Raw genomic sequence first — 25,529 nt, 5'->3', positions numbered from 1 at the left:
TGAATTAGTGAGCCGGGCCGAGGAAGGACAACCAACGGCGTTCAGCCAGGCGGAACAGGCCGACCAGGGAGAAAGTGACTGCCAGGTAGATCAACGCGGCGATGCCGAACGACTGGAAGGTCAGGAAGGTCGCCGAGTTGGCGTCCCGCGCGACTTTCAGAATGTCCGGGATGGTCGCGGTGAAGGCCACGGTGGTCGAGTGCAGCATCAGAATCACTTCGTTGCTGTAATAAGGCAGCGAGCGACGCAGGGCGGACGGCATGATCACGTAGGTGTACAGCTTCCAGCCGGTCAGGCCGTAGGCCTTGGCCGCTTCGACTTCACCATGGGCCATGCTGCGAATCGCCCCGGCGAAGATCTCCGTGGTGTAAGCGCAGGTGTTCAGGGCGAACGCCAGGATGGTGCAGTTCATCGCATCGCGAAAGAACGCATCCAGCACTGGCTGAGCTCGTACCGCGGCCAGGCTGTATATCCCCGTGTAGCAAATCAGCAATTGGATATACAGCGGTGTGCCACGGAACAGGTAGGTGTAGAACTGCACCGGCCAGCGCACCCAGACATTGGTCGAGACCCGGGCTATAGACAGCGGGATCGACATCACGAAGCCGAAGAAGATCGAGGCACTGAGCAGCCAGAGGGTCATGGCCAGCCCGGTGATGTGAGTGCCGTCCTGGAACAGGAACGGTTTCCAGTATTCCTGCAGTAGCTCGATCATCGCACGGCCTCCCGGGTGCCTGCGGCGTAGAAGATTTCCATCCGGCGCAAGACGTAGTTCGAAACGGTGGTGATCACCAGATAGATCAAGGCGGCCAGTATCAGGAAGAAGAACAGCTGATAGGAGCTCTTGCCCGCGTCCTGGGCCACCTTGACCAGATCTGCCAGGCCAATGATCGACACCAGCGCGGTGGCCTTGAGGATCACCATCCAGTTATTACCGATGCCCGGCAGGGCAAAACGCATCATTTGCGGGAACACCACCAGGCGAAAGCGCTGGGCGCGGGTCAGGCCGTAGGCAGTAGCCGCTTCCATCTGCCCTCGGGGTACGGCAAGGATGGCGCCACGGAAGGTTTCGGTGAAATACGCCCCGTAGATGAAGCCCAGGGTAATGACCCCGGCGCTAAAGGGGTTGATCTCGATATAGTCCCAGCCCAGTGCTTCGGTCAGGCTGGTCAGCCAGGTTTGCAGGCTGTAGAAGATCAACAGCATCAGCACCAGGTCCGGCACCCCGCGGATCAGCGTGGTGTAGGCCTGCGCAGGGACGCGCAGCAGTGCCGATTTCGAAAGCTTGGCGCTGGCGCCGATCAGGCCCAGGCCAACGCTCACCAGCAAGCACAGAAAGGATAATTTGACAGTCATCCAGGAACCTTGCAGCAACAGCGGGCCAAAGCCCTTGAGGCTGAAGCCTGACAGCCCCAGGATCATCAACAGGTTTTCGAACATTGGGCAGCCCTACGTCAATCCAGAAAGCGCCCATCCGGAAATGGGCGCAGGGTCATTATTGGCCGCTGTAGAGATTCAGATCGCCAAAGTGCTTCTGCTGGACGGCCGCATAGGTGCCATTGTCGTGCAGTGCCTTGATGCCTTTGTTTAGCAAGGCCTGGAGCTCGGCGTTGCCTTTGGTGAGGCCCACGGCGGTTTTGGCTGGCAACAGGGGGCTTTCGACCGGTTCGCTGATTTGGAAGTCGGCGCCTGGTGGCGACTTCAGGAAGCCCAGTTCGGCTTGCAGCATGTCCTGGATCGAGGCATCGAGGCGGCCGGAGATCAGGTCGGCGTACACCTGGTCCTGGTTGGCGTAGGCCTGCGTCTCTACCCCAGCCTTGTCCAGCACGGCCTTGGCGTAGGCTTCCTGGATGGTGCCTTGCTCGTAGCCGACTTTCTTGCCCTTGAGGGAGGCCGGATCGGTGCCGACGGCCGCGCCTTTCTTGAATACCAGCGCGGTCGGTCCAGAGAACAGCTCGCTCGAGAAATCGATGACTTTCTCACGTGCCGGCGTGACGGTCATGGAAGAGATCACACCATCGAACTTGTTGGCCTTGAGGCCGGGAATCATGCCGTCGAAGTCGCTTTCAACCCACTTGCACTTGACCTTCAGCTCAGCGCAGATCGCGTTGCCCAGGTCGATATCGAAGCCCACCAGGCTGCCATCGGCGGCCTTGGATTCGAACGGCGCATAAGAGGGGTCAACGCCGAAGCGCAACTCCTTGTACTCCTTGGCCAGCGCGGAACCGGCAGCTACACACAAAGCCAACGCAGAAAGGGTCAGAAATTTTCTTTTCATTGTTTTTATTCCTAAGGACCAACATGAGCGCTTGTGACACATGAGTACTGTTATGGAGCTCGTATGACACTATGGAAGAAGTAACACTCGACAGGTCGCGCTCCTGGTGAACAAGAAGGCAGAGCCCGTGGGGGAAAGTAGTCTAGAAGCAAGCGAGTGCGACGATAAGACGAAAAGTGCGTTGATTTAACGAATTAATGGTCATTATGACGAGCAATACTGACTATGTGATGATTTGGCGTGCTGCCGCTGACCGAAAACTGCCCCAGGTGTTCAACTGTTCCCGTTCAACTTTTGAGCAGGGGCACACAGGGTGATTAGCATGAGGTAGCTTCCATTTTCGCGGACGCGAAAATCGCATCCTGGTACTGCCGAAGCCCTGACACTACGGAGCGACGTGCGGCTGATAATTCCGTCGACTCGCCCACCCATTTGCATTCCACCTGACCAGTTGGATGTGTCAGGTGCTTGAGGAGAGCTGGCAGCATCGATCAAGGGCCACATGGTCATCTCAATCAACGATCATCCGCAGATCCGGGAGGTGTTCTCGGGGCTTCGCCTGAAGGAAGTGCCATTCCGGCATATGGTGGGGAGCAAGGCGGTAAGCAGGCCAATGAGCTGATCTACTTCAACTGGTAACAATCGCACCCAACGAAAAAGCCGCCCTTGAGGCGGCTTTTTTGGCTCTGTACATGTGAAAATTTTGCCAATTTCAACTAAGTGGCGAAATTTGAGGCTACGAAGTTCAAAGTTCTAAGTGAACATCAATTTCGGTGAGAGTATTCGTTGAGTTTTATTAGCTTTAATTAAGAAAGCAACCAACGGATGTCACTGCAATAATGCCTAAGGCAATCAACGCAGTGCTCTTGATTTCGCTCTTTCCCAAAGGCTGCCCGCAAGACTTTGTCATATTTTTCTTCAGCAATTTGAGGGCGAGCAGCTGAGACTTTTTTGTTTATGTAATCGAAGCCGGCATAGTCGATCATATCCATCATGCACGATTCTAAGCACACCACCTTGGTTCGAAGGAACTCAAAGGCATCAAGCTGATCATAGGCGCAGATTGCTCGCAGAGCTCTCTTGTCACCAGTCAACATGAAGTAATCCAACTTTTTGTCGTGATTATCTTTGGCGTGGAGGAAGAGGGCCTGCTCGCCAACATCGATCTCAGGGATCTCTATTAAGTGATCGATTAAATCGAGTATCGGTGCTTCTTGTAGCACATTGCAATGCTCAAGAAACTCACTGATTCGTTCAAAGGCCTGAGGGCTACCAACATAACGCTCTATGGACTTGTCCGGATTGCCGAGTCTTAGGCTATGTCTGATAGTGCTCAATACAAAGCAATCGCTTCTCTGAGCTTCAATGGATGCAAGCGCTTCATCTAGGAGATCACATTGAGCAAGTTTGACAACAAGATCATTATCGGACAGTAGAATCATTGTTAGCCAACTAAAGTCCCTAATAGTGCTAAGTTGTCTTCCTTGATGTCTTCTGGAAGGTTGGCGAATAAGTGTTTACAAATGGTTTCTCTGTCGGTGCAATCGCCTGCAAGAATTTTTAGGGTGTTAACGCACAACCCCCAAAAATTACCATTGTAAGCGCAGTTTAGAAGCACGTGAGTTGGCGCAATACCGTTTTTTCTGCCGAACGCAGTGACTGTGAGAGCGAGTTGCGCAGGCGCTTCGTACCTTCTTAGATTTAAATTTCTATGGTTTCCCGCCAATAGTTCGAGTGCGTAATTGTCTGCGTCACGCTCGGAAACGTCTTTGTTTTCGGAATCTTTTTTAATCTCATTGTCGACAATTGCGCCATTTGGATCGAGATGCCCAAGCGCAATATGCCCAAGTTCATGAGCCAAATGGAAAAGTAAGAAGCCAGACGGTTTTAATGACGAGAGCACAATCGTCGGGCGACCTTTGGTCGCCATCGCAATTCCATCCATCTTTCTTTTCATCATCGCTGATGCCAGATGAATGACAGGGATTCCAAGCTCCCAGCAATATTCGATCAAGCTCTCCAGGTCGACCCATTGCTTGCCGGATGCCAGGATTCTTTCCCGAACTTCAGCCGCGGTTCCAGGTCTTGTGAACGGCCGTTCAATCGCTGACAGAACTATTTTGGAGGCACTACGCGCAAGCGATACCGCCAGTTCGACATCATCTTCTGTCGTTTTGCCGTTCAGCTTAAATCGCCGCATTGCCGGCAAGTCAAATTCCACGCGTGGCGGATCCTCCACCAAAGGCCGAACTTTCAAGTTCAGCGCTTTAGCCAGGATTAACTTGGCTTGTTGGAGCCCAGCAGGTGTGGTTGCGATCTCATCTTCCCACCACGATGGCAAAACAGCTTTCACGTCCTTTTTCTGAAGGCCGTGTTCGCTGAGGGCGGAATAGAGATTTTGGATGGTATCAGTCATGTCCCCCCTCCTTTTGGTTTGTTCACCGATGGTGTAGACGGCGCGGATGATAGCAAAAGCACACGAAATTGCACGGTTATGCCACTACGTTTTTGCTCATTCCGACCACTAACAGAAGTGGGCGCCACACCTCGGCGACCATTCTCACTATAGGTGTAGACCATCCACCTCACATTTGGTGCCTGTCTCGAGGATCTAACCTTGGCGCGCGCAGTCGTCCCCCCCGCCACGCCTGCGGGCTAAATGTGTCGTTTTTTCTGCAAGCCTGCACCCAGCCAGAACCCGCCAAGGCTGGGGGCTGTGTGCGCGAATGCGGGGTGGAAAAAGCCTGCGGATCCCTGCACGAGTGGGGTAAATGCCAAGGCTTGTTACGGCGGTCTCAGGTGGCGATTTTCAGAGGTGGCTCGGGAAAGGGGTTAGTTTTTAAAAATGGGGGGAGAGGCGTGCTGAAGGGCCCGTATTTGCTGGGGGCGCGGGCTAACTTTGAGGGGTTAGTTATGGTTAGGTTGAAGGTTAGTAAGTTGTAAGTTGTTGATATATATGGAATTTATTTATTGTATTTTTAACATCTATAAAGGTTAGGAAATAACCCAGTGCTAACCAAAACCTAACCTAAGACAGTCGCCGCAAAGCCGCGCAGTACTAGGCTTTCAGGGAAGTCAGTCAAAAACTAACTTTCCTAACCTGTTTCCGATGGGTCAACATGAAAATCCGAAAGCACCTAGGGGAGGGCACATGCGGCGGTCTATCAGAGGCTGTGCACTCACGTAGGTACACGCTCTGATCGAGGATTTAGGTAACCGTCACCAGCTCTGCGCAACGTCACCTCGATACCGCTGGAAGCCTTGAAAATAGTGGAGTGGGTGATGGGAGTCGAACCCTCGTTATCAGCTTGGGAAACTTGGGGTGGTGGGCAACAGCTCAGGTTCAAAATAATCTAGGTTGTTTCTCTTTCTGCGAAACACCTTGGAATTTCGGCTCGGGTGGCGCGCTCAGCCCAATCGCACCAATTTCAACAATCATAGGAGCCAAGCTCCTATTCTGAAAAATTGTGTGATCCTTTCCCCAGTGGATCGAAATAACGCGTGCGCCAGGCGGTGCTTTTAGTTCATCTGGTGCTGGTTGGATTCTGGTCGACCCTGCCGCTGTATAAACAATAATCCAGTCGCCTTCGTTCACATGTTCATAGCCGAACCAAAGCATGTGATCTTTAACTGGTGTCGTCTGACCTTCCAAGCCTGTTAGGCCGATAATTAGGAGAAAATCTGCAAGGTTGCAATTTTGTTCTACGAAGATCGCAATGTGCTCTTCGTTCGGAATTCCATGGTCGGCCACATGAACGATATCAAGGCTTTCAACCTGTCCAATACTCATTCTGATTTACCTCGAAATCCGAAAAAATTGACTGCGAGCAGAGCAGTTGCAGCAATGGCGATAACAACCGAAAAGTTTAGGTTGCCTTTATAGAGATCAATCGCTACTGAGAAGAGAATTGGACTCAAAAACGCGCAGGTCTGTTTAATCTTGCTTGTACTGCGCAGGCTTTCCAGTCGTTCGTCAAGCTGAACTTTCTGAATTTTGAGAGCGTTGAGTTCTTCTGTCACCGCTTCAAATTTAATCTGGATTGCAGACGCGGAAGACTTTGCCTGTTCTTTTTCATGCGAAAGATGATTCACCATCGCAGTGAACATTGGAGCGCCCAGTTCACCTCCGAACTTGTTCGGTCTAGCAGCTGCTAGACCGATCATTGCCCGTTCCATGTACTGCCCAGTTAAGGGGGGGGTCGCAGATTCCCCGATATCCTCAACGCGGCCGGCTTTTTGGGTGCCACTTACACCATTATCGGAAGCGATCGGCGCTAGGTCACTGCTGTCCATGCATTCACCTGAAAGGTTGCGGACCTGCCTATATAAATGCAGGAGGATCGAAGAAGATCTCTGACCGTGCACCCTAATGCTAATGGAAGGTGATGGGCCGTTTAGACAAGCTTATTACGTAGCTTGTTACGTTATCCACAAACGACAAGGGCCTGCATTTCTGCAAGCCCTTGTTTTGTATGGTGCGGCACCAGGAGTCGAAAATAATCACAATTATATGATTTGCAATGGTTTTTAATTTTGGGCTGCTGGCGTATATCTCTAAAACTATCCTTTGCACCTGCACCTGCACCTGCACCTGCACCTGCACCTGCACTGGAGTAGGCAATGATCATTGAACCTAGCGCATAAACACACCTCCAGAGTGAGTTTTGCTTCTAGCCTCCAGATTGCTAGGGAATGCCGCGCGTTAGGCCATATATTGGCATTGATTTTTTTATATGTCAGAAGGCACAATGCTACCACTGATACTTGGCAGTGGAATATAAAAATGGACTTATATAATCTAAATCTTTCAAAAAGTGCTCAGTTCTATAAAATAAAGAAAAAAATTAGCAAGACAAAAATTAATGAAATATTTAAGGAGCTATCAGAGGGTCGTGTTGGAAATCCTTTGTTTAGAATTACGAAAGAAGAGTTAGGTACGGCAACCGAGCAGGTTACTTGTTCGGCCATAGCCTTTAAAGAGCTATCTGAGCCACCTTTTTTAGTTGGAACTACCATTGAAGAGGAAAAGTACTGCTTTGTACTGATGGTCGAGTACAATGACTGTGTGGCTATTACTAAAAGAAATGTTCCTTATGTGGAAAAAGCTTTAGATGGATACTTAGAAGAATTTGACTATGAGCGATTCACCAATTTCCAAGGAAGGAATTCGCCTGAATACGAAAAAGTAACCATGAACAATATGGCGATATCTAATGCTGTAATCAGGAGTCGGTCATATGAAGCCTTCAAGTTAAATGGTTTGCTAGCCTCGAACTCGTCAAGTCGATCAATTCCTCAGAACTTCAGGATTCGTGTTCAGGGCGATACTATAACCTTAACCCCAAATTCATCTAGGGTAACATTCAGAGATAAAAAAACTGGAGTAGAAGAATTTTCCAACTGGGTTATTTCTACGATTGAAGAGATTAACAATCTCACAAATGCAAGTAAGTTTATTAGCGAATTCGCAGCGCCTATTACTCTAGGTGATATTCAAAAAAAGAAAATCGAGCCTACTGCAATATTCATAAATCTGGACGAGTTAGATGAAACCATTAGAGGTGGTGATGGAACCTCTAAGCTGCGGATAAACGATGGTTCGACAGAGCGGGACTGTACGTCGGAAGAGATATCCAGGCTTTTCAACATATTCAAGCATTCTATTAGTATAAACAGCTCCAAAAAATTACGCCTCAAAGGTGCTGAACTGCCTGCCAAAATAACCTTAAATAAAAAGCAGGTAACGTTTTATTCTGGAATCTGTGAAAAGATTTCTGTTGAGATTAAAGGCGAACCACCTATCTCTCTCAGTAAGTACATAAATAATACTAAGCCAATATCGATAATGTTCAACTCTCCAGAGTACGCCTACTTCGGGCGATCTTGTTTCCAAGATAAACGTCTAATCCCTAGCCTTACCTCCATACTTTCAATTTTTGATGAAAAATATGACTTCACAGGGGTCAATAGCGAGAAAGAAAAGCAGCACAAGAAAGGAGTAAAGCCGTTCCCAGATCACATTTCAGAATTCCCCGTCGCGTCATTATTCAGAAAGATAGAAGATAACTATTGTAAAGCCCCTGGGATTACTATCTGTGATGATATGAATGACGAATGGGCAGATCATATTTACCTAGAACCTGACTCCAGCCCCCCTGCGATCACGTTTATTCATGCGAAATTCACTAAAAAGGACAGTCATGGGGCGAGTAGTTTTCATGAGGTTGTGGCACAGGGGCTTAAGAATATAGGCAGGGTATTTTCTACGCTGGAAGATTTTAAGGAAAAGCATGACAGGGACTGGAATAAAAATTACGAAAATACCAACATCAGCCGAGTCAGGGGCGGGAAAGTTTGGAGTGACTTACACAGTGCGCTCACAAAAATTTTCGATAATCAGAATTCTACAAGGAAAATTGTTCTTGCAACACCCTTTATAAGCAAGAGCCAGCTTGAAATAATATTTTCAGACCTATCTCTTAATGGTAAATGCAAGCCACATCACACCCAGCTTATCTGGCTTATTAATACTTTTATAAGTGCTTGTAAAGATTTAGGTGTTCAGCCTCATATCTTGTGTAAGCCTTAAGGGATAGTTTGATTGTTGAGAATCAACTTTAAGGGAAAAGGGGGGGGCTTATTTGATGGCACTTCAACCAGCGCTGAAAAATAAATCTGTCCCTTTTCTGATTTGGATTAGTTGGTTCTATCTCATGTAGTACCCTTGATTTGGTCTCAGGCCTGTGTACCTGTATCGCGTATATGCTGAGCTGACAAGTGACCCTAGGCTAAAGTAGAAGCTCATTCTCTGGGAAATTACCTTCCGGCTGAACGTAAAAAACTATTTGCAAATGGGGAACGACTAACTCTGAACGACCAATACAACATTCAGAAAACTCAGCCCCCGAAAGGCAGGGGCAAGGATGGTCTGAAGGGAGGTGCGCTACCTCAGAGGCCGCTATTTTTCTGGTGGTTTGCTCTGAGTGCCAACCATGGAACGGGGATGATACTCGATCAGATACAAATTTTACATTTGAGTAGTTGTAATGGTCCTTTTGTGTTCCATCTGGGTTGGCCAGAAAGGCTACGGAGTATCGTTGGACAGGATTTTCAACCGCGGAAATACTCAAAAATTCCATTTCTGTAACAATGTGATGGCATAGGTCTCCATGATAAATTTTGCCTTTCTTATGACCGCAAGGTGATCTTGGTAGTACAGGCGCTCTGCACACACTGCATTCGATTTTCTTTTTAAGTATTTCGGGACTAAAGAAAACTTTGTAAGGGTATAGGCTCTGCCACCTTGCAATCATATTATCGATGTATGCTAAGCGATGAGGGTCGTCATCTGAAATAATATGGTGTTTTTTCAGGCTGTTTAGAGTGATTTCGCATTGCTCCAGATGGCACCAAGCAGAATAGAAATTCTGTTTCTTCAGTTGGGAGAAAGCGGTTATGAATTTTGTTTGAACTTCTGCGATTGTTTCCGCTTTCCAGACAAGTGTTGCTTCTTCCTCGTCATATCTGGAGAGTGCGGCTGTTTTAAGTTCCGCTAAAATTTTATGATGATCCGATGCTTTTAGTATTAAAGGGTCATCTTCCGGGTAGCGCAGTGCGTCAATCCACGCCTCTGCATTGGTGAGGTTAGAAACCGTCATTTTGGGGATTTTACCTTGTTTGTTGTATGGCTTTTTTTCTGGCAGTCTCGAGACATTTGTCCCACTTTATCAACAAGCTGGCCAAAGTTTTGCGCCTCACCCTTAAAATCAAAGTTGAACGACTTGCAGTCGTGGTCTTCCATGGTCATGGTGAATTCTATATAATCCGTAGGTTTTGCTTTTAGTTCATCGTAGATGTAATTTGTGAGTAGCCCTATAACCAATGGCGCGACTATATAGTTTACAAGTATTTTTCCTATCCTGAAGTGAGCAGAATGTAGAGCTATTTCTAGATATTCATCGTCGTTTGCGCAGATTTCTACCGAGGTATGCGAGGACAAGTTGTCTGATAAATATTTAAGAAGTGCTGGAGTGTCTTGATGGAAAAGAAATGGAAATCCTTCTCGGAAATTTTTTTCCGGAACCAGAATTACGTCAGCACTTTCTAATTGAGCTTCGTGTCCTTTGCCAAGTCCTTGGGATAGCCAGTATAGTTTGGACTCTGTTGTTTCGCTTATTGTTATGAGGCATGGGTTTGAAGAGTTTGTGAACATTGGTGCTCCTATATTTTGTTTAGAGTGTTCGGTAGTTTTGTGCGGGATTGTTCGCAGTGTGAGCCCTTGCGGATAAATAATTATTGCATTGTAAGTCTTGTTGTCTACTGTAAGGAAATCATTGCCTAATATTTTCGTGTTTTCCAGAGTTATTTTGCGATTTTTTACGTTTCCTTTGCTCGAATGCTGTTACGACGGATGCTAATATCGTCTGGCACTTTGAACTGCCAGGGCTTGCCTAAGCGAAGAGTGAGCAACTGTACGGTCAGCAGATAGTAATAGCGCGTAGATTCTGCACGCCGGCTCACGTGTTGGCTTAGAAACCATGTGAGATGTTTCTCCTGCCAGATCCACGGATTGTCACAGTGCCAGCGATCATAGATCGCTGCTTGAATAGCTTTTGCTTGGCGTATGTGACGCGCGCGCGTCGAATGCGACCCTTTTAGGACTGCTGCTAGGAAAAGCTCAATATTGTATGGCTCGCTCATGCTCGACCGCCGATGTATGCCGATACCACGTCGATACGTCCATGCCCGAGTTCATAGCTGATTTGTGCGCGAGCCTTCTGGTCGAGGTTTTGGTCGAGCTGATAGCAAGTGCCGCCGTTGATGGGGGCGGGTTGATGGGTGATTTGCTTATAGCGTTCGCACGCATAAGCCGCCCGCAATTCGTGGAAACCTTTGAGGTTGTGCTTACCTAGGATTTCCCGTGTAGGGCGGACAATTCTCATTTGGAAATCGAGGTAGCTTTCGGTCTGTGCAAGCAGGTTGCGGCTACCATCGGGCGAGACATGCTCTGCAAATCTCAGCGCGTCTCGAATATGATCATCTAGGGTGATCCAGCGAGGCGCCGACGCGCCGGCGCGGCCGCCTTTGGTGCCATCTTGAATGTTAATCCTGCCTAGGTCGTTAGCCTCACGAGTTAACCGGGGCAGGTCAGCCAAGATGGCCTCACGCAAGCGCATGCCGGTGGCTCGCGTCAACAGAACGATTGCAGCGGCCCGTTGCTGATGATTGCGGCAAAGCGCATTAACGATCTCATTAACCTGATCGCGGTCTTGGCCCTGCGGCACTGAGTGGCGAATCCCGGTGCGCTGCATACCCAACGCCTTGCTCGGGCTGGGCAATGCCACGTACTGATCACCGCGAAGCGCTGCCATAGTCCTGTTAACGCTGGAAAGGCGGTTTTGTGCGGTGCTGACAGCAAGGTCACCGCGCCTAACCACTTCGCGCAGATACGCCGCATAGTCCGCCAATACCTTCCGATCAATCTGCCGCGCATCATTGATACCCGGCCCCTGTTCTGAGCGGCACCACTTCACGAATGCCTGCCACCGATCACAGTGTGCCTTCACCGTGCCGTAGTGGCCGCCGCCAAACATGTCTTTCAGCGCCTGCGGTCCTGCGTAGCTCAATTGCCTGCCATAGCCGAAATTACGACCATCGCGTCTACCCACCAATGCCATATCGGTCACCTCATCTGCCGTTCTCCGATCCTCGCCCCACGTCATCCCGCCAAGAATGTTGAGTGTTATCAGGGATCAAGGCCCCTGCGACCTGTGGGGATGTCCTCTAACGCGGGACTGGCGGCTCCTACGTCCGGGAGCAAGGGCATCTCAAGATCTGGCCTCCTGAGCACCGTTACCGGTGGGCGGGTGGAGGCTGCATTGGCTGACGAGACCAGTGCCGCGAGATCCTGAGCCAGGTGCAAGCAGCAATGCGATGACCGGGGCATGCCTGACTGTCAGTCAGGTGCAGTCCATTCCGTGGTCTGCGGCACCATCACCTACAGCGCTGTTGCTGGTGACATCGGCGTTTGTCACGCCGATTGTCACGAGGGGGAATGCCGCAAAGCCATGTGCGATCTGGGCTGCAGCAGTGGTAGAAGTGCCCGTCTCTTTCCAGAAGAAAGAGACGGGCACAGGTTGACGCAATATTCGGCCAAGCGGATAGGTTGCTGCAGGGCAGCGAGGTACGGTGTGTCTGGCGCACGAGGGCCGCATGTGTAAGAGCATCCATCACCGGTGAGGTGACCGGGCGAGCTGCCGAATGCTAATCGCCCTTGGGGAGAACCACCGCGAGAGCGGCGTGACCTTGAAGGCTCGGGTCACCTGGGGGGCTGTCATCGACAGCTCTTGCGACTCCCGGTCTACGCCTGTGGACAATATTCGTCAAGCAGCGCGATATCAGGGATTTAGCGCCTGTGGATAAAACTATCCTCCGGTGGACATCAGTGGTTTTCCACAGACGTAAGCTGTGCCAGCAGTTTTTTTCTTAGGTATGGTCCTTTCAAACGGGGCGGCTTTGCAGCCCCATTTGAAAGGACCCGCGCGGAGGCGCTTCATGCGGTGCTGTGGGTAACTTCACAGCGAGTTGATGCGGTGGTGCGGCGGGCTACTCGGTCCTCTTGGCACTGCGAAGGCGCGTGACGTTCTTGCCCGCATGCTTGGCAAACTCATGTGGCGTCACATGGTCCTCGCGGTTCGCCTCCAGAAACCGGCTCCACCAGGTCATGATCATCCGGCGCTCTTCGAGGAACTCGGCCTTGTGGGTATAGGCGGCCCGCACGTTGTTGCGTTCCTTGTGGCTCATCTGCCGCTCGATAGCCGTCTCCGACCACAGCCCGGACTCGACCAGCGCACTGCACGCCATGGCTCGGAACCCGTGGCCGCAGATATCCACCTTGGTGTCGTAGCCCATCGTCCTGAGCGCTGCATTCACCGTGTTCTCGGACATCGGTTTCCACGGTTTGGCATCTCCCGCGAACACCAGCTCGAACTTGCCGGTGATCGCGTGGATCTGCTCAAGCAAGGCCACTGCTTGCGGCGATAAGGGGACAACGTGGATGTCCCCGGCCATCTTTGTACCCCTTGTGGAAAAGGGCACACCATCTAGCGCCGGGCGGGTATCGGGGATTTCCCAGATGCCGCGCTTGAGGTCAAACTCGTTCCAACGGGCGAAGCGCAGTTCACTGGAGCGTACGAACACGTGCAGCGATAGCATCACCGTGAGGCGCGTGAGCGGGCGACCTTTGTAGCCGTCGATACGCGCCTGTAGCTCAGGCAACCGCGATAAGGGTAGTGCGGGTCGATGTGTAACCCGTGGCGTTTTGATCGAGCCATCGAGATCGTGAGCTGGGTTCGCCGTGATCAGTCGCAGCCGTTTGGCTTCGCGCATGATGCTTTGCAGGTAGTTCTTGATCCTGAGCGCCACGTCGATGGTGCCGCGCTTCGTCACGGCTTCCAGTGGCTGCATGAGGTCGTGGGTGTCGAGTTCAACGATTGCCCTGGCACCGAGCAAAGGGAATACGTGAGTCTTCAACCGGCTGAGCACAGTCTTGGCATGGCCCGGCGCCCACTTCGGCACCATCCCGGCATACCAATCGAGCGCAACGCTTTCGAAGGTGCGGCCATTGATCACGGCTTGCACCTTGGCCTGCTGCTTGGACTGTATAGGGTCAATGCCGTTGGCGAGCTGCTGTTTGAGCTCGAAGCGCTTGCGGCGAGCGTCAGCCAGCCCGACCACTGGATAATTGCCGAGTGAAGTCAGGCCCTCGCGGCCATCGGGCTTTACGTACCTGAGCCGCCAGCCTTTGCGACCGTTGGGCTTCACGAGCAGGTAAAGGCCATCGCCGTCAAAAAGCTTGTACTCACGTTCGCGAGCCTTTGCAGTGCGGCAGGCGTTGTCGGTAAGGGGTGCCGTTGTGCGAGCCATAAGGGTACTTTCCAATATCTTATTGGTAGGTATCCTTAAAAGTACCCTTATTAGCGCTGGCTACCTCGGAATCCGACGGAACGCCAAAACGAAAAAACCCGCCAGAAGGCGGGTTTTTCGGGGGTTCCAGAGACTTTGAAAGCTTTCTATGGAACCTTGTATGGTGCCGGCACCAGGAATCGAACCCGGGACCTACTGATTACAAGTCAGTTGCTCTACCATCTGAGCTATACCGGCGTGTCAGGGCGACGATTATAGCGATTGGTTGGCTTCTGTAAACCCCTGAATTATGACTATTTTTGCGCTGGCTTCAGGTCAGGCTCGCAGCAGGGTTTTCTTGAGTTTCTGGATGGCTTGCCAGGTTCGACTGTTTTGCATCGCGCGCAGCTGTGCTTCGGCCTGTTCGGCGCGTTGCAGGGCGGCGGCGAGTTGGTGTTCGGCGTCGCTGACGGGGTGGCTGAACTTGTGGCCTTTGCAGAACTGGAACTCGTCCAGGTTGCACGGCGGGATGTCGAAGGCGGGTTTGAGGTTCAGGTGTTCTTCGGCGAGGTAGTAGGTGTTGATGCCGTCGAACAGGATGGAGTGGTAGCCGGCGTCGGTGACGAGTGTTTCCCAGGCCTGGTCGCGGGCCCAGGGGGTTTCGATAATGATCACCCATGGCCGCCATTGGCTGAAGTCCATGCCGCGCAGGACGGTTTCTTCGTGGCCTTCGACATCGATTTTCAGGAAGTGAATGGCGCGGCCCTGGGCGTGTTCTTCGCAGATGGAGGTCAGGGTGCGGGACTTGATCGTTTGGTTGCGCACGTCCATGCCGGCGTCTCGGTGCAGTTTGGCCATGGCCGGGTCCAGGGTCGAAAGGCCGGTGCCGGCGATGCCGTAGAAGGTCAGTTCGTCAGCACTTTCCCCGGCCGCGCACTGCAGGTTGGTGTCTTTGGGACGTTGCTGGCTCAGGGCTTCGAAATAGTTGGGCATCGGTTCGACGTTGATGCCGGTCCAGCCGTTGTCGTAGAACGCCTTGGTGACGGAGTCATGGGTGGGATCGTTTGCCCCGACGTCGATGTAGAAGCCGTTCTCGACGGTTTTGAGGGCGCGCCACAGGCGTATGTCTTCGAAATTCTGTGCGTAGGAAATGAACGTCACTGGCGCATCCTGTCGGAGGAATGTTCTTGTTCGTGGCCGCGCTGCCGGCGCCCTTGCGTGTGTGTATATCAAGAGTAATGAAAGGGTGCAATTTCCCCTGTCTGCGATCCGGGATTAGGCATTTATGTCGTTTTGATTAAATGCTTATGCACAATGCCATTGGCAGCGCACTGGGTTTAGGCCGAATTTGTGGATCCGTTCTCGTTTGTTCGCAAATACCTGTTTTTTCGATTTTTTATGCGGGTGTATAAAAAATGAACAGTGTGGATTTGGCCCTGAAACAGGCGTGGATATTGGATCCACGATTATTTCATCAACAGAGTTATCCACAGGTCGGATGTATTTAAGCGCGTTCGGCCAGGAGCAGGAAATTACGCGGCGTGAGCGGGGTTTCGCAGAAGGTGCCGACACGGACGCTGTAGCCCTGCTCGGTGAGGAAAAGTGCCCGGTCAAGGACCAGCCAAAGCTCCAGTGGACGTCGGAAAAGTCCGCGTAGTAGTTCAAGGTTGCGCACTTCGGCCAGTCGCTGCCAACCGGCGGCTTCGAAGGCTGGCCAATCTTGCGGGCCGATTGTGGATAACTCTTTGAGAGTGGCCAGATGATGACAGTAATCGGCGAAGGGTTTGTCCAGCCAGGCGCTGGGCAGGGAAGGGGTTGGCAGGTACTCGTCAATGCCGCGCAGTTGCCGTTGCAGCAAGTCGAAGCCCAGGCGCCGGGCCATGGAGGTGTCGCGTTGACGTCGCACGCGGGCGCCGGCGGTAACGGTTTCGCTCATGGGCAACGCGAGGTCGTCGAGGGAAAGCTGTAAGCCGGAGCCTTGGGCGGCCGAGGAAATCGGCGAGTATTGGGCAAGACTGATCCGGTTGTAGCAACACGGCGCGATGGCGAGCTGTTTGCAGCCTGTGACGCTGGCGAGTTGAATCAGCCGCACATGCAAATCACCGCAGGCGTGAAGCGCGACGGGCGTGTGATACGCACCCAGTAAACAAGCTGCGTCTGCCGCGAGCACATCCTGTTCGATATGCAGCGCATGCAGGTGATGGTGCTGGCTGAGTGCCTGGCCGCTGGTTACCAGTGCCGAGTCGTATTCCAGGCACGTCAGTTGTTGCCCCGGTTGCAACAGGCGGCGGCCCAGATGTCCCTTGCCCGAGCACCAGTCCATCCAATGCTGCGGTGCTTCGGAAAACTGCAACCGACTGGCGAAGGCTTCGATCTGTTGCCATTTGCGCCCCGGTACATCGACATTCAACCGATGGCCCGCCGCCTCGAGTGTGCGAGCCGGCAACTCATCCACGGCACTCAAGGCAACGGACATTGTTGCCAGGGAAGCAAAGGGCTCCGGTGCATTCAGAAGGGCAGGTTGGTTGTGAGCGTTTTCCGCGTCTTCCAGCGACCGCTTGCGTAGCCATTCGGCCAGAGCAGGGTAGGACGTTTCCCAGGGAAGATGCCGATGAGTGAACGGTCGGGGTTTCCACAATGCCTGATGCTCTGTCAGAAAAGCATCCAGTGCGGTGAAACGGGCGAGCAGGGCCTCGCCCGTCAACACGCCGGTATCAACGCCCTTGGCAGGCATCGACGCGCAACCAGCGCTCCAGCAGCTTGAAGCCACGCACCAGCACGTAAGCCATTACCAGATAGAACATGCCCGCGGCGAAGAAGATCTCCACCGGCAGGTAGGTCCGGGCAATGATGGTGCGGGCCATGCCGGTCAATTCCAGCAGGGTCACGGTGCTGGCCAGGGCGCTGGCCTTGAGCATCAGGATCACTTCGTTGCTGTAGGCCGGCAGGCCGATGCGCGCGGCGCGCGGCAGCATGATGTAGAACAGCGCTTTGGGTCTGGACATGCCCAGCGCCCGTGCCGCTTCGATCTCGCCCGGTGGAATCGCCTGAATGGCGCCCCGCAGGATTTCCGCAATGTAGGCCGCAGTGTGCAAGGTCATGGTCGCCGTGGCGCACCAGAACGGATCGCGCAGGTACGGCCACATCGAACTGTTACGGATCGCGTCGAACTGCGCCAGGCCGTAGTAGACCAGGAACAGCTGAACCAGCAACGGCGTGCCACGGAAAAAGAAGATGTAGCCGTAGGGAAATGCCCGCACCCACCACAGGCGCGACGAGCGGGCGATACCCAGTGGAATGGCCAGCAGCAAACCGGCGATCACGGCGATGGCCACCAGTTCCAGGGTCAGGGTTGCGCCCTGGGCCAGTTTCGGCAGCCACTTGATGATGACTTCCCAGTTCATTGGGTGCTCCTCGCGAAGCCGCGAGCGGCACGTTTTTCCAGGAAGTGCATGCCGGTCATCGCCAGCACCGTCAGGCTCAGGTACATGAACGCGGCCACCATATAGAAGGTGAACGGTTGCTTGGAGACGGTCACGCCGATTTGCGCATGACGCATGATTTCTTCCAGGCCGATCACCGACACCAGCGCGGTGTCCTTCATCAGGATCATGAACAGGTTGCCCAGGCCGGGCAGGGCAATGCGCCACATCTGCGGCATGATCAGCTTGGTGAAGATGCGCCATTTCGACAGGCCCAGGGCCACGCCGGCTTCACGATGGCCTTTGGGGATGGCGAGGATCGCACCGCGAAACACTTCCGTGGCGTAGGCGCCGAAGCACAGGCCCAGCGCAATCACGCCAGCGGCGAAGGCGTTGAGTTCAAGGTCGGGGTTGCCGAAGAACTCGCCCAAGGCACGCATCAGGTTGACCGTGCCGAAGTAGATCAACAGCACCCAGAGCAATTCCGGGATACCGCGAACCAGGGTCGAATAAGTGCCGCCAAGCCATTGCAGCGGCTTGTACGGGGAAGTCTTGGCCAAGGCGCCGAGCAGACCGAGTACCAGCCCCAGGCACAAGGCCGAGAGTGCCAGTTTCACAGTCATCAGCGCGCCAGCGGCGAGCGCCGGGCCGAATCCGTAGAGGTCGATAATCATGGATTTCTTTTCAAATCGCGGCAGGCAAGGCCGAGAACCGGCGCCATCAGGCGCCGGTCAGGCAGGTCAGTATCAATAGATGCTGAACGGGAAGTACTTGTCGTTGATCTTCTTGTAGGTGCCGTCAGCGACGATTTCTTTCAGCGCGGTGTTCAGCTTCTCGCGGATCGGGTCTTTCTTGCGCACGGCAATACCGATCTTGTCGCTCTCTTCCACCGGGTCACCCTTGAACTCGTAGCTACGGCCAGCGTCGCTTTTCAGCCATTCGTAGTTGACGTACTTGTCGGCCAGGATGCCGTCCAGGCGGCCGGAAGTCAGGTCGAGGTAGGCGTTTTCCTGGGTGTCGTAGAGCTTGATGGTGATGTCGTCACCATAGTTGTCTTCCAGGAAGGTGCCGGCCAGGGTCGCGCGCTGGGCGCCGATGATCTTGCCTTTGAGCGCGGCCTTGTCGGTTTTGAAGTCGATGTCTTTCTTGGCGATGAACTGCAGCTTGTTGGAGTAGTACGGGTCGGTGAAGTCCACCGCTTGCTTGCGCTCGTCGGTGATCGACATCGAGGAGATCAGGAAGTCGAACTTCTTGGCGTTCAGGGCCGGGATGATGCCGTCCCAGTCGGAGGTCACGACGGTGCACTCGACTTTCATCTTGGCGCACAGGGCGTCGCCGATCTCTTTGTCGAAGCCGACGACATTGCCACTGGCATCTTTATTGTTGAACGGCGGGTAAGCCGCTTCGATGCCCATCTTCAGGGTTTCGGCCATGGCACCGGCGCTGAACGCCAGGGTGACGGCGGCAGCCAGGAAGACCTTTTTGTAGTTCTGCATGTGGGTAGCTCCGTTAGCGGTTGCTGGACATGAATTGTTTGCAGCGCGCCGAAAGCGGGTTTTCAAACACCTGCTGTGGCGATCCTTGCTCTTCTACCAGGCCCTGGTGGAGGAACACCACTTCACTGGAGACCTGACGGGCGAAGCCCATTTCGTGGGTCACGAGCAGCATGGTGCGGCCTTCTTCGGCCAGCGCGCGGATGACATTAAGTACTTCCTGGACCATTTCCGGGTCAAGCGCCGAGGTGGGCTCGTCGAACAGGATGACCTTGGGCTGCATGGCCAGGGTGCGGGCGATGGCCGCGCGTTGTTGCTGGCCGCCGGACAACTGCGCCGGGTAGGCATGGCGCTTGTCGGCGATGCCGACCTTGGCCAGCAGGGCTTCGGCCACTTCGATGGCTTCGGCCTTGCTCTGGCCGAGCACGCGGCGCGGGGCTTCGATGATGTTGTCGAGCACACTCATGTGCGGCCACAGATTAAAGTTTTGAAACACAAAACCGATTTCGCTGCGCAGGCGATTGATCTGCTTGCCGTCGGCGGCCACCAGTTCACCGTTCTTCGCGGCCTTGAGCTTGAGTTCTTCGCCGGCGACCAGGATCTGGCCCTGGTGCGGGTTCTCCAGCAGGTTGATGCACCGCAGGAACGTGGACTTGCCGGAGCCGGAGGAACCCAGGATCGAGATCACATCGCCGTCGCGGGCGGTCAGCGAGATGCCTTTGAGCACCTCCAGCGAACCGTAGCGTTTGTGCAAGTTGCGGATTTCAAGCGCGGGCGTGGCCTCAGCCATGTGCGTTCCTCATATATGTTGCGCTCCTGCTGTTGGCGGCCTTCCTAGCGAGGCGGCCAACCTAGCATAGCGTTTCAATGGCAGCCAACAGCGCTAGGGACGGTAAACGGCTGGTGCGTGGCAGGTTGTCGCATCAGCGCAGCAGACTGTCGCCCCATCAACAACCGAACAGCCGTTTGAACCTTGCCTGTCGATAAAAAGCGCGGTGGCTGCCGCAAAAAAAGGCGCGATGTTGCCAGCTTTGACAGGGTGTTGGAAGCGCTATCCGGCCAAATGCACCGCTTGTGCACTTTTAATGTGCGCGGAGCCCTTTTCAGGTGTGTTTCCGGTGCGCTGATGTATCCGCAAAAGTGGGTCGCAGGGTAACGCTTTGGCAAAGTGCCATTAAATTCAAAGGGTTGCGATGACCGTCCGGTCGAGGCGAGATCGCCGGGCTAGAGGGTTTTGAAATATTTTGGCGCAATTATTGCGTGCAGAATCCAGAACGCCCTGTTGGCTTCTTTTTACGAGAAGGTCCGCCGAACGGGATGCACGCATTCGCTTCTCCTTACAAAGGTAGTTTTAATGAGCAGTACCCAAAGCTCTAATGGCCTCGAACAGGGGCTCAAACCGCGCCACGTGACCATGCTGTCGATTGCCGGGGTTATCGGCGCCGGCTTGTTCGTTGGCTCGGGTCACGCCATCGCCGCTGCAGGTCCGGCTGTTCTGTTGGCTTACGCCGCCGCCGGCATGTTGGTGGTGCTGGTGATGCGCATGCTCGGCGAAATGGCCGTTGCCTCGCCGGACACCGGTTCGTTTTCGACTTACGCCGACCGCGCGATCGGTCACTGGGCCGGCTTCACCATCGGCTGGTTGTACTGGTGGTTCTGGGTTCTGGTGATTCCGTTGGAAGCCAACGCTGCCGCGACCATCTTGCATGCGTGGTTCCCTGGCGTGGACATCTGGGCCTTCGCCCTGGTCATCACGATGCTGTTGACCGTGACCAACCTGTTCAGCGTGAAGAACTACGGTGAATTCGAGTTCTGGTTTGCCCTGATCAAAGTGTTGGCCATCATCGGTTTCATTGTTCTGGGCCTCATGGCGATCTTCGGCTTTCTGCCGGGCAGCCAGGTCAGCGGCGTTTCCCATCTGTTCGACACCCAGGGCTTCCTGCCAAACGGCATGGGCGCGGTGTTGGGTGCCATCCTGACCACCATGTTCTCCTTCATGGGCACCGAGATCGTGACCATCGCGGCCGCGGAATCGAAAGATCCGGGCAAGCAAATCTCCAAGGCCACCAACTCGGTTATCTGGCGGATCGGCTTGTTCTACCTCGTGTCGATCTTCATCGTCGTGGCTCTGGTGCCTTGGAACGACCCGGTACTGGCAAGCCTGGGCTCCTACCAGACTGTACTTGAGCGCATGGGCATCCCTAACGCCAAGATGATCGTCGACATCGTGGTGCTGGTTGCTGTGACCAGCTGCCTGAACTCGGCGCTCTACACCTCGTCGCGGATGTTGTTCTCTCTGGGCAAGCGCGGCGATGCGCCGGCCATGTCCACCCGCACCAACAAAAGTGGCACGCCATACTGGGCGGTGATGCTGTCCACTGGCGCAGCGTTCTTGGCAACATTCGCCAACTACGTGGCTCCGGCTGCGGTGTTCGAATTCCTGCTGGCCAGCTCCGGCGCCATCGCATTGCTGGTGTACCTGGTGATTGCGATTTCGCAACTGCGCATGCGCAAGCAGCGTATAGCGCGCGGGGAGAAAATTGCCTTCAGCATGTGGCTGTTCCCGGGCCTGACCTACGCGGTGATCGTCTTCATCGTCGCGGCCCTGACCATCATGCTGTTCCAGGAAGCCCATCGCGTGGAAATTCTCGCGACCGGCTTGCTCAGTGCTCTGGTGGTAGCGGCCGGCTTGCTGGTGGCTCGCCGTCGCAAACTGGAAAAGCGTGGCGCGGTAGTGCTGAACTGATCCATACCGCGTAACGCAAAACGGCCGCTGTCAGTGATGACAAGCGGCCGTTTTTGTTTGAGTCGTAACCCTTACTCGGCTTTTTCTTCCGGCGCTTCCAGCGACTCGCGGTAGACATCCAGTGCGTCACCGAAGTCAGCAATGAACTGCGGTTCGCTCAGCCACGCCTGAGCGGTCTCACGGTCCATGCCGTCGGCCCACATGCGGTAGTCGATCAGCATGTCGGCGGCCAGGTGGGTGGCGGCCATGCCTTCGTCGTCGGCGTTTTCCATGTCCAGCAGTTCTGGATGGTCGATGATGATAAAGGCCAGGTTCGTCAGCAGCACCGAGAGCATTTCGCTGCGGCTGACGGCTTCCGCGTCGCGCATTTTGCTGAACATCGCCAGGGTGTATTCCGGGATCGGCTCGGCGAGGTGGCCAAGGTCATCGTCCAGCGCGGCGGGTTTGCGGCCGTGGATATTGATCTGCTTGGCTTTGGCTTTTGCGCGCTTGGCGCGTTTCTGTTGCTTGTTCAGGGAGGCCATGGGAACTCAGTTCGGTTTCTGTTGGGTTTGCGCGGCAATGGCGTCGGACGCCGCCACGTAGTCGGCCTGAAAGGCCGGTGATTCGATCCACGCCAGGGCGCCGGCTTCGTCAGTTTCAGTCGACCATTGGCGATATTCGATCAGCGCGGCAAGGATGAAGTCCATCGCGCCTTCCTCGCCTTCCTGCTCGTACACCAGTTCCAGCAACGGATCTTCGAGGAAGGCCGTGCACATGGCTTGCTGACTGATCTTTTCGGCGTCGATCATTTTCTTGAACAGTTCGGTCAGGTCCACCGACTCGAAGTCGATGCGATCGTCGTTCGGGTCCAGTTCCACCGGCGCGGCAGCCCGCTGGGTGCGGTTCTGCTTGGCCTTGGCCTTGGCGCGGGAGGCGCGTTTTTGCTGCTTGTTGGCGGAGGCCATGGGCGTCGTTCCGTAATTCGTTGAAAGGGGCGGGTGGCTCAGCTGCGTGGCACCGTTCGCCCGGGTGTGCCGGGGACCAGTTCGCCGTTTTGCAACCAGGCCAATGCAATGGGCCATAGTGTGGCTTGGTATGCGCTGCGAAAAAAGGCGAAATGTCCGACTTCTTCTTCGCCGATGTCTTCGGGATGGATACGCAGGTGGGAGTTTGTGCTGCCGGTGAAGTAGCCGAGCAGGCGTTCGATGGCCGGGACCGTGCCGTAGGGATCGTCGCTGATGCTGATGGCCAGGGTTTGCGCGGTGACGTCGGCAAAGGGCAGCTGCCCGGCGGTTTTGCTGATTGTGCGGCCGCTGGAGCGTTTCTCGTAGCGGGCAGTGGAGAGGCTCCAGTCACGGACCACGCCGGCGGGTGTGTCTTCCAGCCAGCCGAGCCGTTTGCCCGGAAAGTATCCGCACAGCATCGTCACCAGCGGCATCACCACATGCCACTTGCCGAACATCCGCCAGCGATGAGCGGGCGCATAGTCGCGCCAGTAGGCGAATTGCGCACCGACCGTCACCAGGCGCCGGATCAGGTGCCCGGACGCCCCCAGGCCCGCTGCACAGCCGCCAAAGCTGTGGCCGACCACATCGATAGGCTGTTGTGGGAACTCACGCTGTGCGCGCTTGAGCATCGCCTCGAAATCCAGCGCTCCCCAATCGGTCCACGAGGCTTGAAGACCCTTGAGCGATGCCGGCCGCGACTCGCCGATGCCGCGGTAGTCATAGGTGATGACATCGAAGCCGTGGACGAACAGGTAGTCGGCGAAGCGCGAGTAGTGGCGACAACGGACCGAGGTGGCGGCATTGATGATCACGACCGGACGAGCGGCGTACCGAGAAGGGTGTCGCCAGGTGAAGCCGCCGAGGATGAAGCCGTCCGAGGCGGTTTCCTTGAACGGTTTGCCGGGCGTGGTATCCGGCAGCGGCAACTCGTTGCGACTGGGGGCCAGCGGAGGCGTGTCCTGCAAATTCATCGATGTCAGACCTTTGCGGGTAGCTGCCAACGATAGTCTTGATGCCGTTGATGAACAATCCATTCGCCTCAACGCGGTTGTTGATTAGTCAATCGCTCTTCAAGTGCTGCTCGCTCCCGATCCAGTGCGTCGCGCAGTTCCTCTTCACTCGGCAGGACAAGCTTGTACTTGCTGGTGAGCAATTGTTCGATAAGCGCTTGTTCGATCTCGCTTTCCTGAAGCTTGCCGGCATTGGGTAAACCAAGAAACTCCAGTACTACCGGATCACGGACGAAATCCCGAGGGCTGGCCTTCATGTTTTGAATGTAGGTGGCGGCCTCCTGCTTGACGCTGCCGCGATCGCGGCTCGCCAGCAGGCGTTCGTAGTACAGCGTATTGATCTGGCGTTCCAGGGCGCGGCTTGACCAGTTTTGGGTAGCTGATTCGTTCATGTACCAAAGACGAGCGCTGTCGTTGTCGACCCGAAGCAGGTGGCGGTAGTGGGTCCAGCTCAATTCGTGACGCAGTGCGTCACGAATTGGAAAGGCTTGATAGAACAGACGCATGTACCGAAGGTTGGAAGCGTCAAATCCCTTTCCGAACTCCGCAGTTAGCGTTTTGGCCAAGGTCGACGGTAACTCTTTGCCATACCTGACCCGTCGCGCGCCGTTCTGTTCGAACTCAACGATGTGCCGACCAGTTTGCCAACAGGTTTGCACTTGCACGGTGTCGGCCGCCCGAAGCACTTTCTGGCGTGCCTGAAGGATCAATTTGCCAAGGTTGCCAAGCAGTGATGCGAGATAGGGGTCGTGAGTGTCGTTGGGGGTGGGGGCCGTCATGAGGTCTTCCGCAGCAGGTTGAATAGCGAAAGAGAATGACAAGAGAGCCCCTTCGAAGATGCCGGGAGTTGCTGAGAAACAGGCAGGAAATACCGGGCTCTTCGGCAGGACGGGTCTAAATCCGGGCGAGGGCTGAGGAACAAATGGCGTAGTACGTTTCGTACTCAGGCCAAATCAATCTAAAACCCCTCCCTGCGACTGGAAATCCAAAGGATGTAACGATTGGGTTCCGCAGAACCCGGGAGTCGTCATCATGAAATACCTCCATACACTCCTGTTGCCCCTCACCGCTGCAGGCATGCTGATGTTTCCAGCGATGACACCTGCCGCCAGCCTTGAACCCATCGACGGCCAGGGGGTGCAGGTGCAAAGCCAGGAACAAAACGGCATCACCTACCTGTCCGGCGGTATCGGCGAGGATGAGTCCAAGGCCATCCAGCAGACCACTGGCTACAACCTGCACATGACGTTCTCTGTCGGGACGGGAAATGAATACACTTCTGATGTGAATGTAGTTATTCAGAAAGCCCCGGGGCAGACCGTACTGACGCTCAATGACGCCGGTCCGCTGGTTTACGTGAAACTGCCTGCCGGTAAATATACGGTCATTGCGACGCGTAACGGCGAAACACGGCAGGACGTTGCCGATGTTAGCAATGGTGCAGCCCGTAACCTGGTTTTCCACTGGAATGATGCGAGTTAACGAGAGGCTCTGAACCCTGAGTCCTGCGACTCAGGGTTTATCGTGATTGACACCTGCATACGCTTGGATGAGTGCAACGCGTAAAGGGTTGGTTTCTACGCTCAGCAGCTTGATGGCCAAAGCGCAGCTGTAGTGGTCTAATGAAACCGGACACCCATTTAGGCGAGAATGCTCGCCAGATCGAGGTGTCAGATGACCAAACAAC

26 protein-coding genes and 1 tRNA gene are annotated in these 25,529 nt (G+C 54.4%); 3 read left to right on the top strand and 24 right to left on the bottom strand.

The features are described 5' to 3' along the window. Positions 1-4: 4 nt before the first annotated feature. The 8 genes from AC1Q6Y_RS21200 to AC1Q6Y_RS21165 all read right to left on the bottom strand — a co-directional run bounded on the left by AC1Q6Y_RS21200 (position 5) and on the right by AC1Q6Y_RS21165 (position 6,906). Positions 5-715: an ABC transporter permease gene (locus tag AC1Q6Y_RS21200; protein ID WP_057712433.1), complete on the bottom strand. Its 711-nt coding sequence runs from the start codon at positions 713-715 to the stop codon at positions 5-7. Beyond that, entirely contained in the window at positions 712-1,440 is a 729-nt protein-coding gene (locus tag AC1Q6Y_RS21195; protein ID WP_057712432.1) for an ABC transporter permease, read from the bottom strand. The genes AC1Q6Y_RS21200 and AC1Q6Y_RS21195 overlap by 4 nt, the downstream gene beginning before the upstream one ends. Before the next feature lie 55 nt (positions 1,441-1,495). Then, positions 1,496-2,278: a transporter substrate-binding domain-containing protein gene (locus AC1Q6Y_RS21190; protein ID WP_154861232.1), complete on the bottom strand. Its 783-nt coding sequence runs from the start codon at positions 2,276-2,278 to the stop codon at positions 1,496-1,498. A gap of 806 nt (positions 2,279-3,084) precedes the next feature. Further along, the gene (locus AC1Q6Y_RS21185; RefSeq protein WP_492625103.1) at positions 3,085-3,720 is read right to left on the bottom strand and encodes a hypothetical protein; all 636 of its coding nucleotides are present in this window, start codon (positions 3,718-3,720) and stop codon (positions 3,085-3,087) included. A gap of 2 nt (positions 3,721-3,722) precedes the next feature. After that, positions 3,723-4,694 (bottom strand): ImmA/IrrE family metallo-endopeptidase, encoded by a 972-nt coding sequence (locus AC1Q6Y_RS21180; RefSeq protein ID WP_492625102.1) that lies wholly within the window; start codon positions 4,692-4,694, stop codon positions 3,723-3,725. A 927-nt stretch (positions 4,695-5,621) separates the two neighbouring features. Continuing rightward, positions 5,622-6,068, bottom strand: a complete 447-nt coding sequence (locus tag AC1Q6Y_RS21175; RefSeq protein ID WP_090452576.1) for a hypothetical protein — start codon at positions 6,066-6,068, stop codon at positions 5,622-5,624. Next, positions 6,065-6,571, bottom strand: coding sequence for a hypothetical protein (locus AC1Q6Y_RS21170; protein ID WP_090452578.1), 507 nt, complete (start codon positions 6,569-6,571; stop codon positions 6,065-6,067). Before AC1Q6Y_RS21170 ends, AC1Q6Y_RS21175 begins: the two co-directional genes overlap by 4 nt. Positions 6,572-6,702: 131 nt before the next feature. Next, positions 6,703-6,906, bottom strand: a complete 204-nt coding sequence (locus AC1Q6Y_RS21165) for a hypothetical protein (protein WP_492625101.1) — start codon at positions 6,904-6,906, stop codon at positions 6,703-6,705. Positions 6,907-7,061: 155 nt separating this feature from the next. Between AC1Q6Y_RS21165 and AC1Q6Y_RS21160 the strand changes: the two genes are divergently transcribed. Beyond that, entirely contained in the window at positions 7,062-8,867 is a 1,806-nt protein-coding gene (locus AC1Q6Y_RS21160) for a hypothetical protein (RefSeq protein WP_492625100.1), read from the top strand. A gap of 199 nt (positions 8,868-9,066) precedes the next feature. Here AC1Q6Y_RS21160 and AC1Q6Y_RS21155 read toward each other — a convergent pair whose 3' ends face one another. The 12 genes from AC1Q6Y_RS21155 to AC1Q6Y_RS21100 form a co-directional block, all read right to left on the bottom strand. Beyond that, positions 9,067-9,936, bottom strand: a complete 870-nt coding sequence (locus tag AC1Q6Y_RS21155) for a hypothetical protein (protein ID WP_492625099.1) — start codon at positions 9,934-9,936, stop codon at positions 9,067-9,069. Further along, positions 9,933-10,490 (bottom strand): hypothetical protein, encoded by a 558-nt coding sequence (locus AC1Q6Y_RS21150; protein WP_492625098.1) that lies wholly within the window; start codon positions 10,488-10,490, stop codon positions 9,933-9,935. Before AC1Q6Y_RS21150 ends, AC1Q6Y_RS21155 begins: the two co-directional genes overlap by 4 nt. Positions 10,491-10,654: 164 nt before the next feature. Beyond that, complete coding sequence (locus AC1Q6Y_RS21145; protein ID WP_492625097.1) at positions 10,655-10,978, bottom strand: hypothetical protein; 324 nt, start codon at positions 10,976-10,978, stop codon at positions 10,655-10,657. Then, on the bottom strand, positions 10,975-11,955 hold the full coding sequence (locus AC1Q6Y_RS21140; protein ID WP_492625096.1) for an integrase domain-containing protein: 981 nt from the start codon (positions 11,953-11,955) through the stop codon (positions 10,975-10,977). The genes AC1Q6Y_RS21145 and AC1Q6Y_RS21140 overlap by 4 nt, the downstream gene beginning before the upstream one ends. A gap of 928 nt (positions 11,956-12,883) precedes the next feature. After that, the gene (locus tag AC1Q6Y_RS21135; protein WP_492625095.1) at positions 12,884-14,203 is read right to left on the bottom strand and encodes a tyrosine-type recombinase/integrase; all 1,320 of its coding nucleotides are present in this window, start codon (positions 14,201-14,203) and stop codon (positions 12,884-12,886) included. A gap of 161 nt (positions 14,204-14,364) precedes the next feature. After that, positions 14,365-14,440, bottom strand: a tRNA-Thr gene (locus AC1Q6Y_RS21130). Between the two features lie 78 nt (positions 14,441-14,518). Continuing rightward, on the bottom strand, positions 14,519-15,343 hold the full coding sequence (locus AC1Q6Y_RS21125) for an FkbM family methyltransferase (protein WP_223502468.1): 825 nt from the start codon (positions 15,341-15,343) through the stop codon (positions 14,519-14,521). 343 nt (positions 15,344-15,686) lie between these two features. Continuing rightward, positions 15,687-16,916, bottom strand: coding sequence for a methyltransferase (locus AC1Q6Y_RS21120; RefSeq protein ID WP_492625094.1), 1,230 nt, complete (start codon positions 16,914-16,916; stop codon positions 15,687-15,689). Continuing rightward, positions 16,897-17,586, bottom strand: coding sequence for an ABC transporter permease (locus tag AC1Q6Y_RS21115; RefSeq protein WP_492625093.1), 690 nt, complete (start codon positions 17,584-17,586; stop codon positions 16,897-16,899). Before AC1Q6Y_RS21115 ends, AC1Q6Y_RS21120 begins: the two co-directional genes overlap by 20 nt. Then, positions 17,583-18,278, bottom strand: coding sequence for an ABC transporter permease (locus AC1Q6Y_RS21110; RefSeq protein ID WP_057712425.1), 696 nt, complete (start codon positions 18,276-18,278; stop codon positions 17,583-17,585). Before AC1Q6Y_RS21110 ends, AC1Q6Y_RS21115 begins: the two co-directional genes overlap by 4 nt. A 72-nt stretch (positions 18,279-18,350) precedes the next feature. Further along, positions 18,351-19,100: an ABC transporter substrate-binding protein gene (locus tag AC1Q6Y_RS21105; RefSeq protein WP_015093061.1), complete on the bottom strand. Its 750-nt coding sequence runs from the start codon at positions 19,098-19,100 to the stop codon at positions 18,351-18,353. Between the two features lie 13 nt (positions 19,101-19,113). Then, positions 19,114-19,887 (bottom strand): ABC transporter ATP-binding protein, encoded by a 774-nt coding sequence (locus AC1Q6Y_RS21100; RefSeq protein ID WP_007972784.1) that lies wholly within the window; start codon positions 19,885-19,887, stop codon positions 19,114-19,116. 564 nt (positions 19,888-20,451) lie between these two features. Between AC1Q6Y_RS21100 and gabP the strand changes: the two genes are divergently transcribed. After that, positions 20,452-21,843 carry a GABA permease gene (gene gabP / locus AC1Q6Y_RS21095; RefSeq protein ID WP_218495315.1) on the top strand — a complete coding sequence of 464 codons (1,392 nt, stop codon included), beginning with the start codon at positions 20,452-20,454 and terminating at the stop codon, positions 21,841-21,843. 71 nt (positions 21,844-21,914) lie between these two features. Here gabP and AC1Q6Y_RS21090 read toward each other — a convergent pair whose 3' ends face one another. The 4 genes from AC1Q6Y_RS21090 to AC1Q6Y_RS21075 form a co-directional block, all read right to left on the bottom strand. Continuing rightward, positions 21,915-22,367, bottom strand: coding sequence for a hypothetical protein (locus AC1Q6Y_RS21090; protein ID WP_057712423.1), 453 nt, complete (start codon positions 22,365-22,367; stop codon positions 21,915-21,917). Positions 22,368-22,373: 6 nt separating this feature from the next. Further along, complete coding sequence (locus AC1Q6Y_RS21085; RefSeq protein ID WP_008058485.1) at positions 22,374-22,790, bottom strand: hypothetical protein; 417 nt, start codon at positions 22,788-22,790, stop codon at positions 22,374-22,376. A 38-nt stretch (positions 22,791-22,828) separates the two neighbouring features. Then, positions 22,829-23,803 carry an alpha/beta hydrolase family protein gene (locus AC1Q6Y_RS21080; protein ID WP_492625092.1) on the bottom strand — a complete coding sequence of 325 codons (975 nt, stop codon included), beginning with the start codon at positions 23,801-23,803 and terminating at the stop codon, positions 22,829-22,831. Between the two features lie 68 nt (positions 23,804-23,871). Further along, entirely contained in the window at positions 23,872-24,621 is a 750-nt protein-coding gene (locus AC1Q6Y_RS21075) for a DUF1016 N-terminal domain-containing protein (RefSeq protein WP_492625091.1), read from the bottom strand. A 253-nt stretch (positions 24,622-24,874) separates the two neighbouring features. On the opposite strand from AC1Q6Y_RS21075, the gene AC1Q6Y_RS21070 reads away from it, so the two are divergent. Then, positions 24,875-25,324, top strand: coding sequence for a carboxypeptidase regulatory-like domain-containing protein (locus tag AC1Q6Y_RS21070; protein ID WP_492625090.1), 450 nt, complete (start codon positions 24,875-24,877; stop codon positions 25,322-25,324). The last annotated feature ends 205 nt before the right edge of the window (positions 25,325-25,529 follow it).

The sequence above is a fragment of the Pseudomonas sp. GW823-FHT06E10 genome (assembly GCF_058794995.1).
The sequence above is the reverse complement of the archived record's forward strand: the minus strand, read 5'-3'. Positions and strand labels throughout refer to the sequence as shown.

Coding starts and splice junctions, on each gene's coding strand:
- AC1Q6Y_RS21080 (WP_492625092.1), bottom strand. CDS start 23,803: ATGAATTTGCAGGACACGCCTCCGCTGGCCCCCAGTCGCAACGAGTTG.
- AC1Q6Y_RS21180 (WP_492625102.1), bottom strand. CDS start 4,694: ATGACTGATACCATCCAAAATCTCTATTCCGCCCTCAGCGAACACGGC.
- AC1Q6Y_RS21185 (WP_492625103.1), bottom strand. CDS start 3,720: ATGATTCTACTGTCCGATAATGATCTTGTTGTCAAACTTGCTCAATGT.
- AC1Q6Y_RS21115 (WP_492625093.1), bottom strand. CDS start 17,586: ATGAACTGGGAAGTCATCATCAAGTGGCTGCCGAAACTGGCCCAGGGC.
- AC1Q6Y_RS21150 (WP_492625098.1), bottom strand. CDS start 10,490: ATGTTCACAAACTCTTCAAACCCATGCCTCATAACAATAAGCGAAACA.
- AC1Q6Y_RS21135 (WP_492625095.1), bottom strand. CDS start 14,203: ATGGCTCGCACAACGGCACCCCTTACCGACAACGCCTGCCGCACTGCA.
- AC1Q6Y_RS21070 (WP_492625090.1), top strand. CDS start 24,875: ATGAAATACCTCCATACACTCCTGTTGCCCCTCACCGCTGCAGGCATG.
- AC1Q6Y_RS21175 (WP_090452576.1), bottom strand. CDS start 6,068: ATGAGTATTGGACAGGTTGAAAGCCTTGATATCGTTCATGTGGCCGAC.
- AC1Q6Y_RS21170 (WP_090452578.1), bottom strand. CDS start 6,571: ATGGACAGCAGTGACCTAGCGCCGATCGCTTCCGATAATGGTGTAAGT.
- AC1Q6Y_RS21140 (WP_492625096.1), bottom strand. CDS start 11,955: ATGGCATTGGTGGGTAGACGCGATGGTCGTAATTTCGGCTATGGCAGG.
- AC1Q6Y_RS21090 (WP_057712423.1), bottom strand. CDS start 22,367: ATGGCCTCCCTGAACAAGCAACAGAAACGCGCCAAGCGCGCAAAAGCC.
- AC1Q6Y_RS21085 (WP_008058485.1), bottom strand. CDS start 22,790: ATGGCCTCCGCCAACAAGCAGCAAAAACGCGCCTCCCGCGCCAAGGCC.
- AC1Q6Y_RS21100 (WP_007972784.1), bottom strand. CDS start 19,887: ATGGCTGAGGCCACGCCCGCGCTTGAAATCCGCAACTTGCACAAACGC.
- AC1Q6Y_RS21145 (WP_492625097.1), bottom strand. CDS start 10,978: ATGAGCGAGCCATACAATATTGAGCTTTTCCTAGCAGCAGTCCTAAAA.
- AC1Q6Y_RS21075 (WP_492625091.1), bottom strand. CDS start 24,621: ATGACGGCCCCCACCCCCAACGACACTCACGACCCCTATCTCGCATCA.
- AC1Q6Y_RS21195 (WP_057712432.1), bottom strand. CDS start 1,440: ATGTTCGAAAACCTGTTGATGATCCTGGGGCTGTCAGGCTTCAGCCTC.
- AC1Q6Y_RS21165 (WP_492625101.1), bottom strand. CDS start 6,906: ATGATCATTGCCTACTCCAGTGCAGGTGCAGGTGCAGGTGCAGGTGCA.
- AC1Q6Y_RS21160 (WP_492625100.1), top strand. CDS start 7,062: ATGGACTTATATAATCTAAATCTTTCAAAAAGTGCTCAGTTCTATAAA.
- AC1Q6Y_RS21110 (WP_057712425.1), bottom strand. CDS start 18,278: ATGATTATCGACCTCTACGGATTCGGCCCGGCGCTCGCCGCTGGCGCG.
- AC1Q6Y_RS21120 (WP_492625094.1), bottom strand. CDS start 16,916: ATGCCTGCCAAGGGCGTTGATACCGGCGTGTTGACGGGCGAGGCCCTG.
- AC1Q6Y_RS21200 (WP_057712433.1), bottom strand. CDS start 715: ATGATCGAGCTACTGCAGGAATACTGGAAACCGTTCCTGTTCCAGGAC.
- AC1Q6Y_RS21155 (WP_492625099.1), bottom strand. CDS start 9,936: ATGACGGTTTCTAACCTCACCAATGCAGAGGCGTGGATTGACGCACTG.
- AC1Q6Y_RS21105 (WP_015093061.1), bottom strand. CDS start 19,100: ATGCAGAACTACAAAAAGGTCTTCCTGGCTGCCGCCGTCACCCTGGCG.
- AC1Q6Y_RS21190 (WP_154861232.1), bottom strand. CDS start 2,278: ATGAAAAGAAAATTTCTGACCCTTTCTGCGTTGGCTTTGTGTGTAGCT.
- gabP (WP_218495315.1), top strand. CDS start 20,452: ATGAGCAGTACCCAAAGCTCTAATGGCCTCGAACAGGGGCTCAAACCG.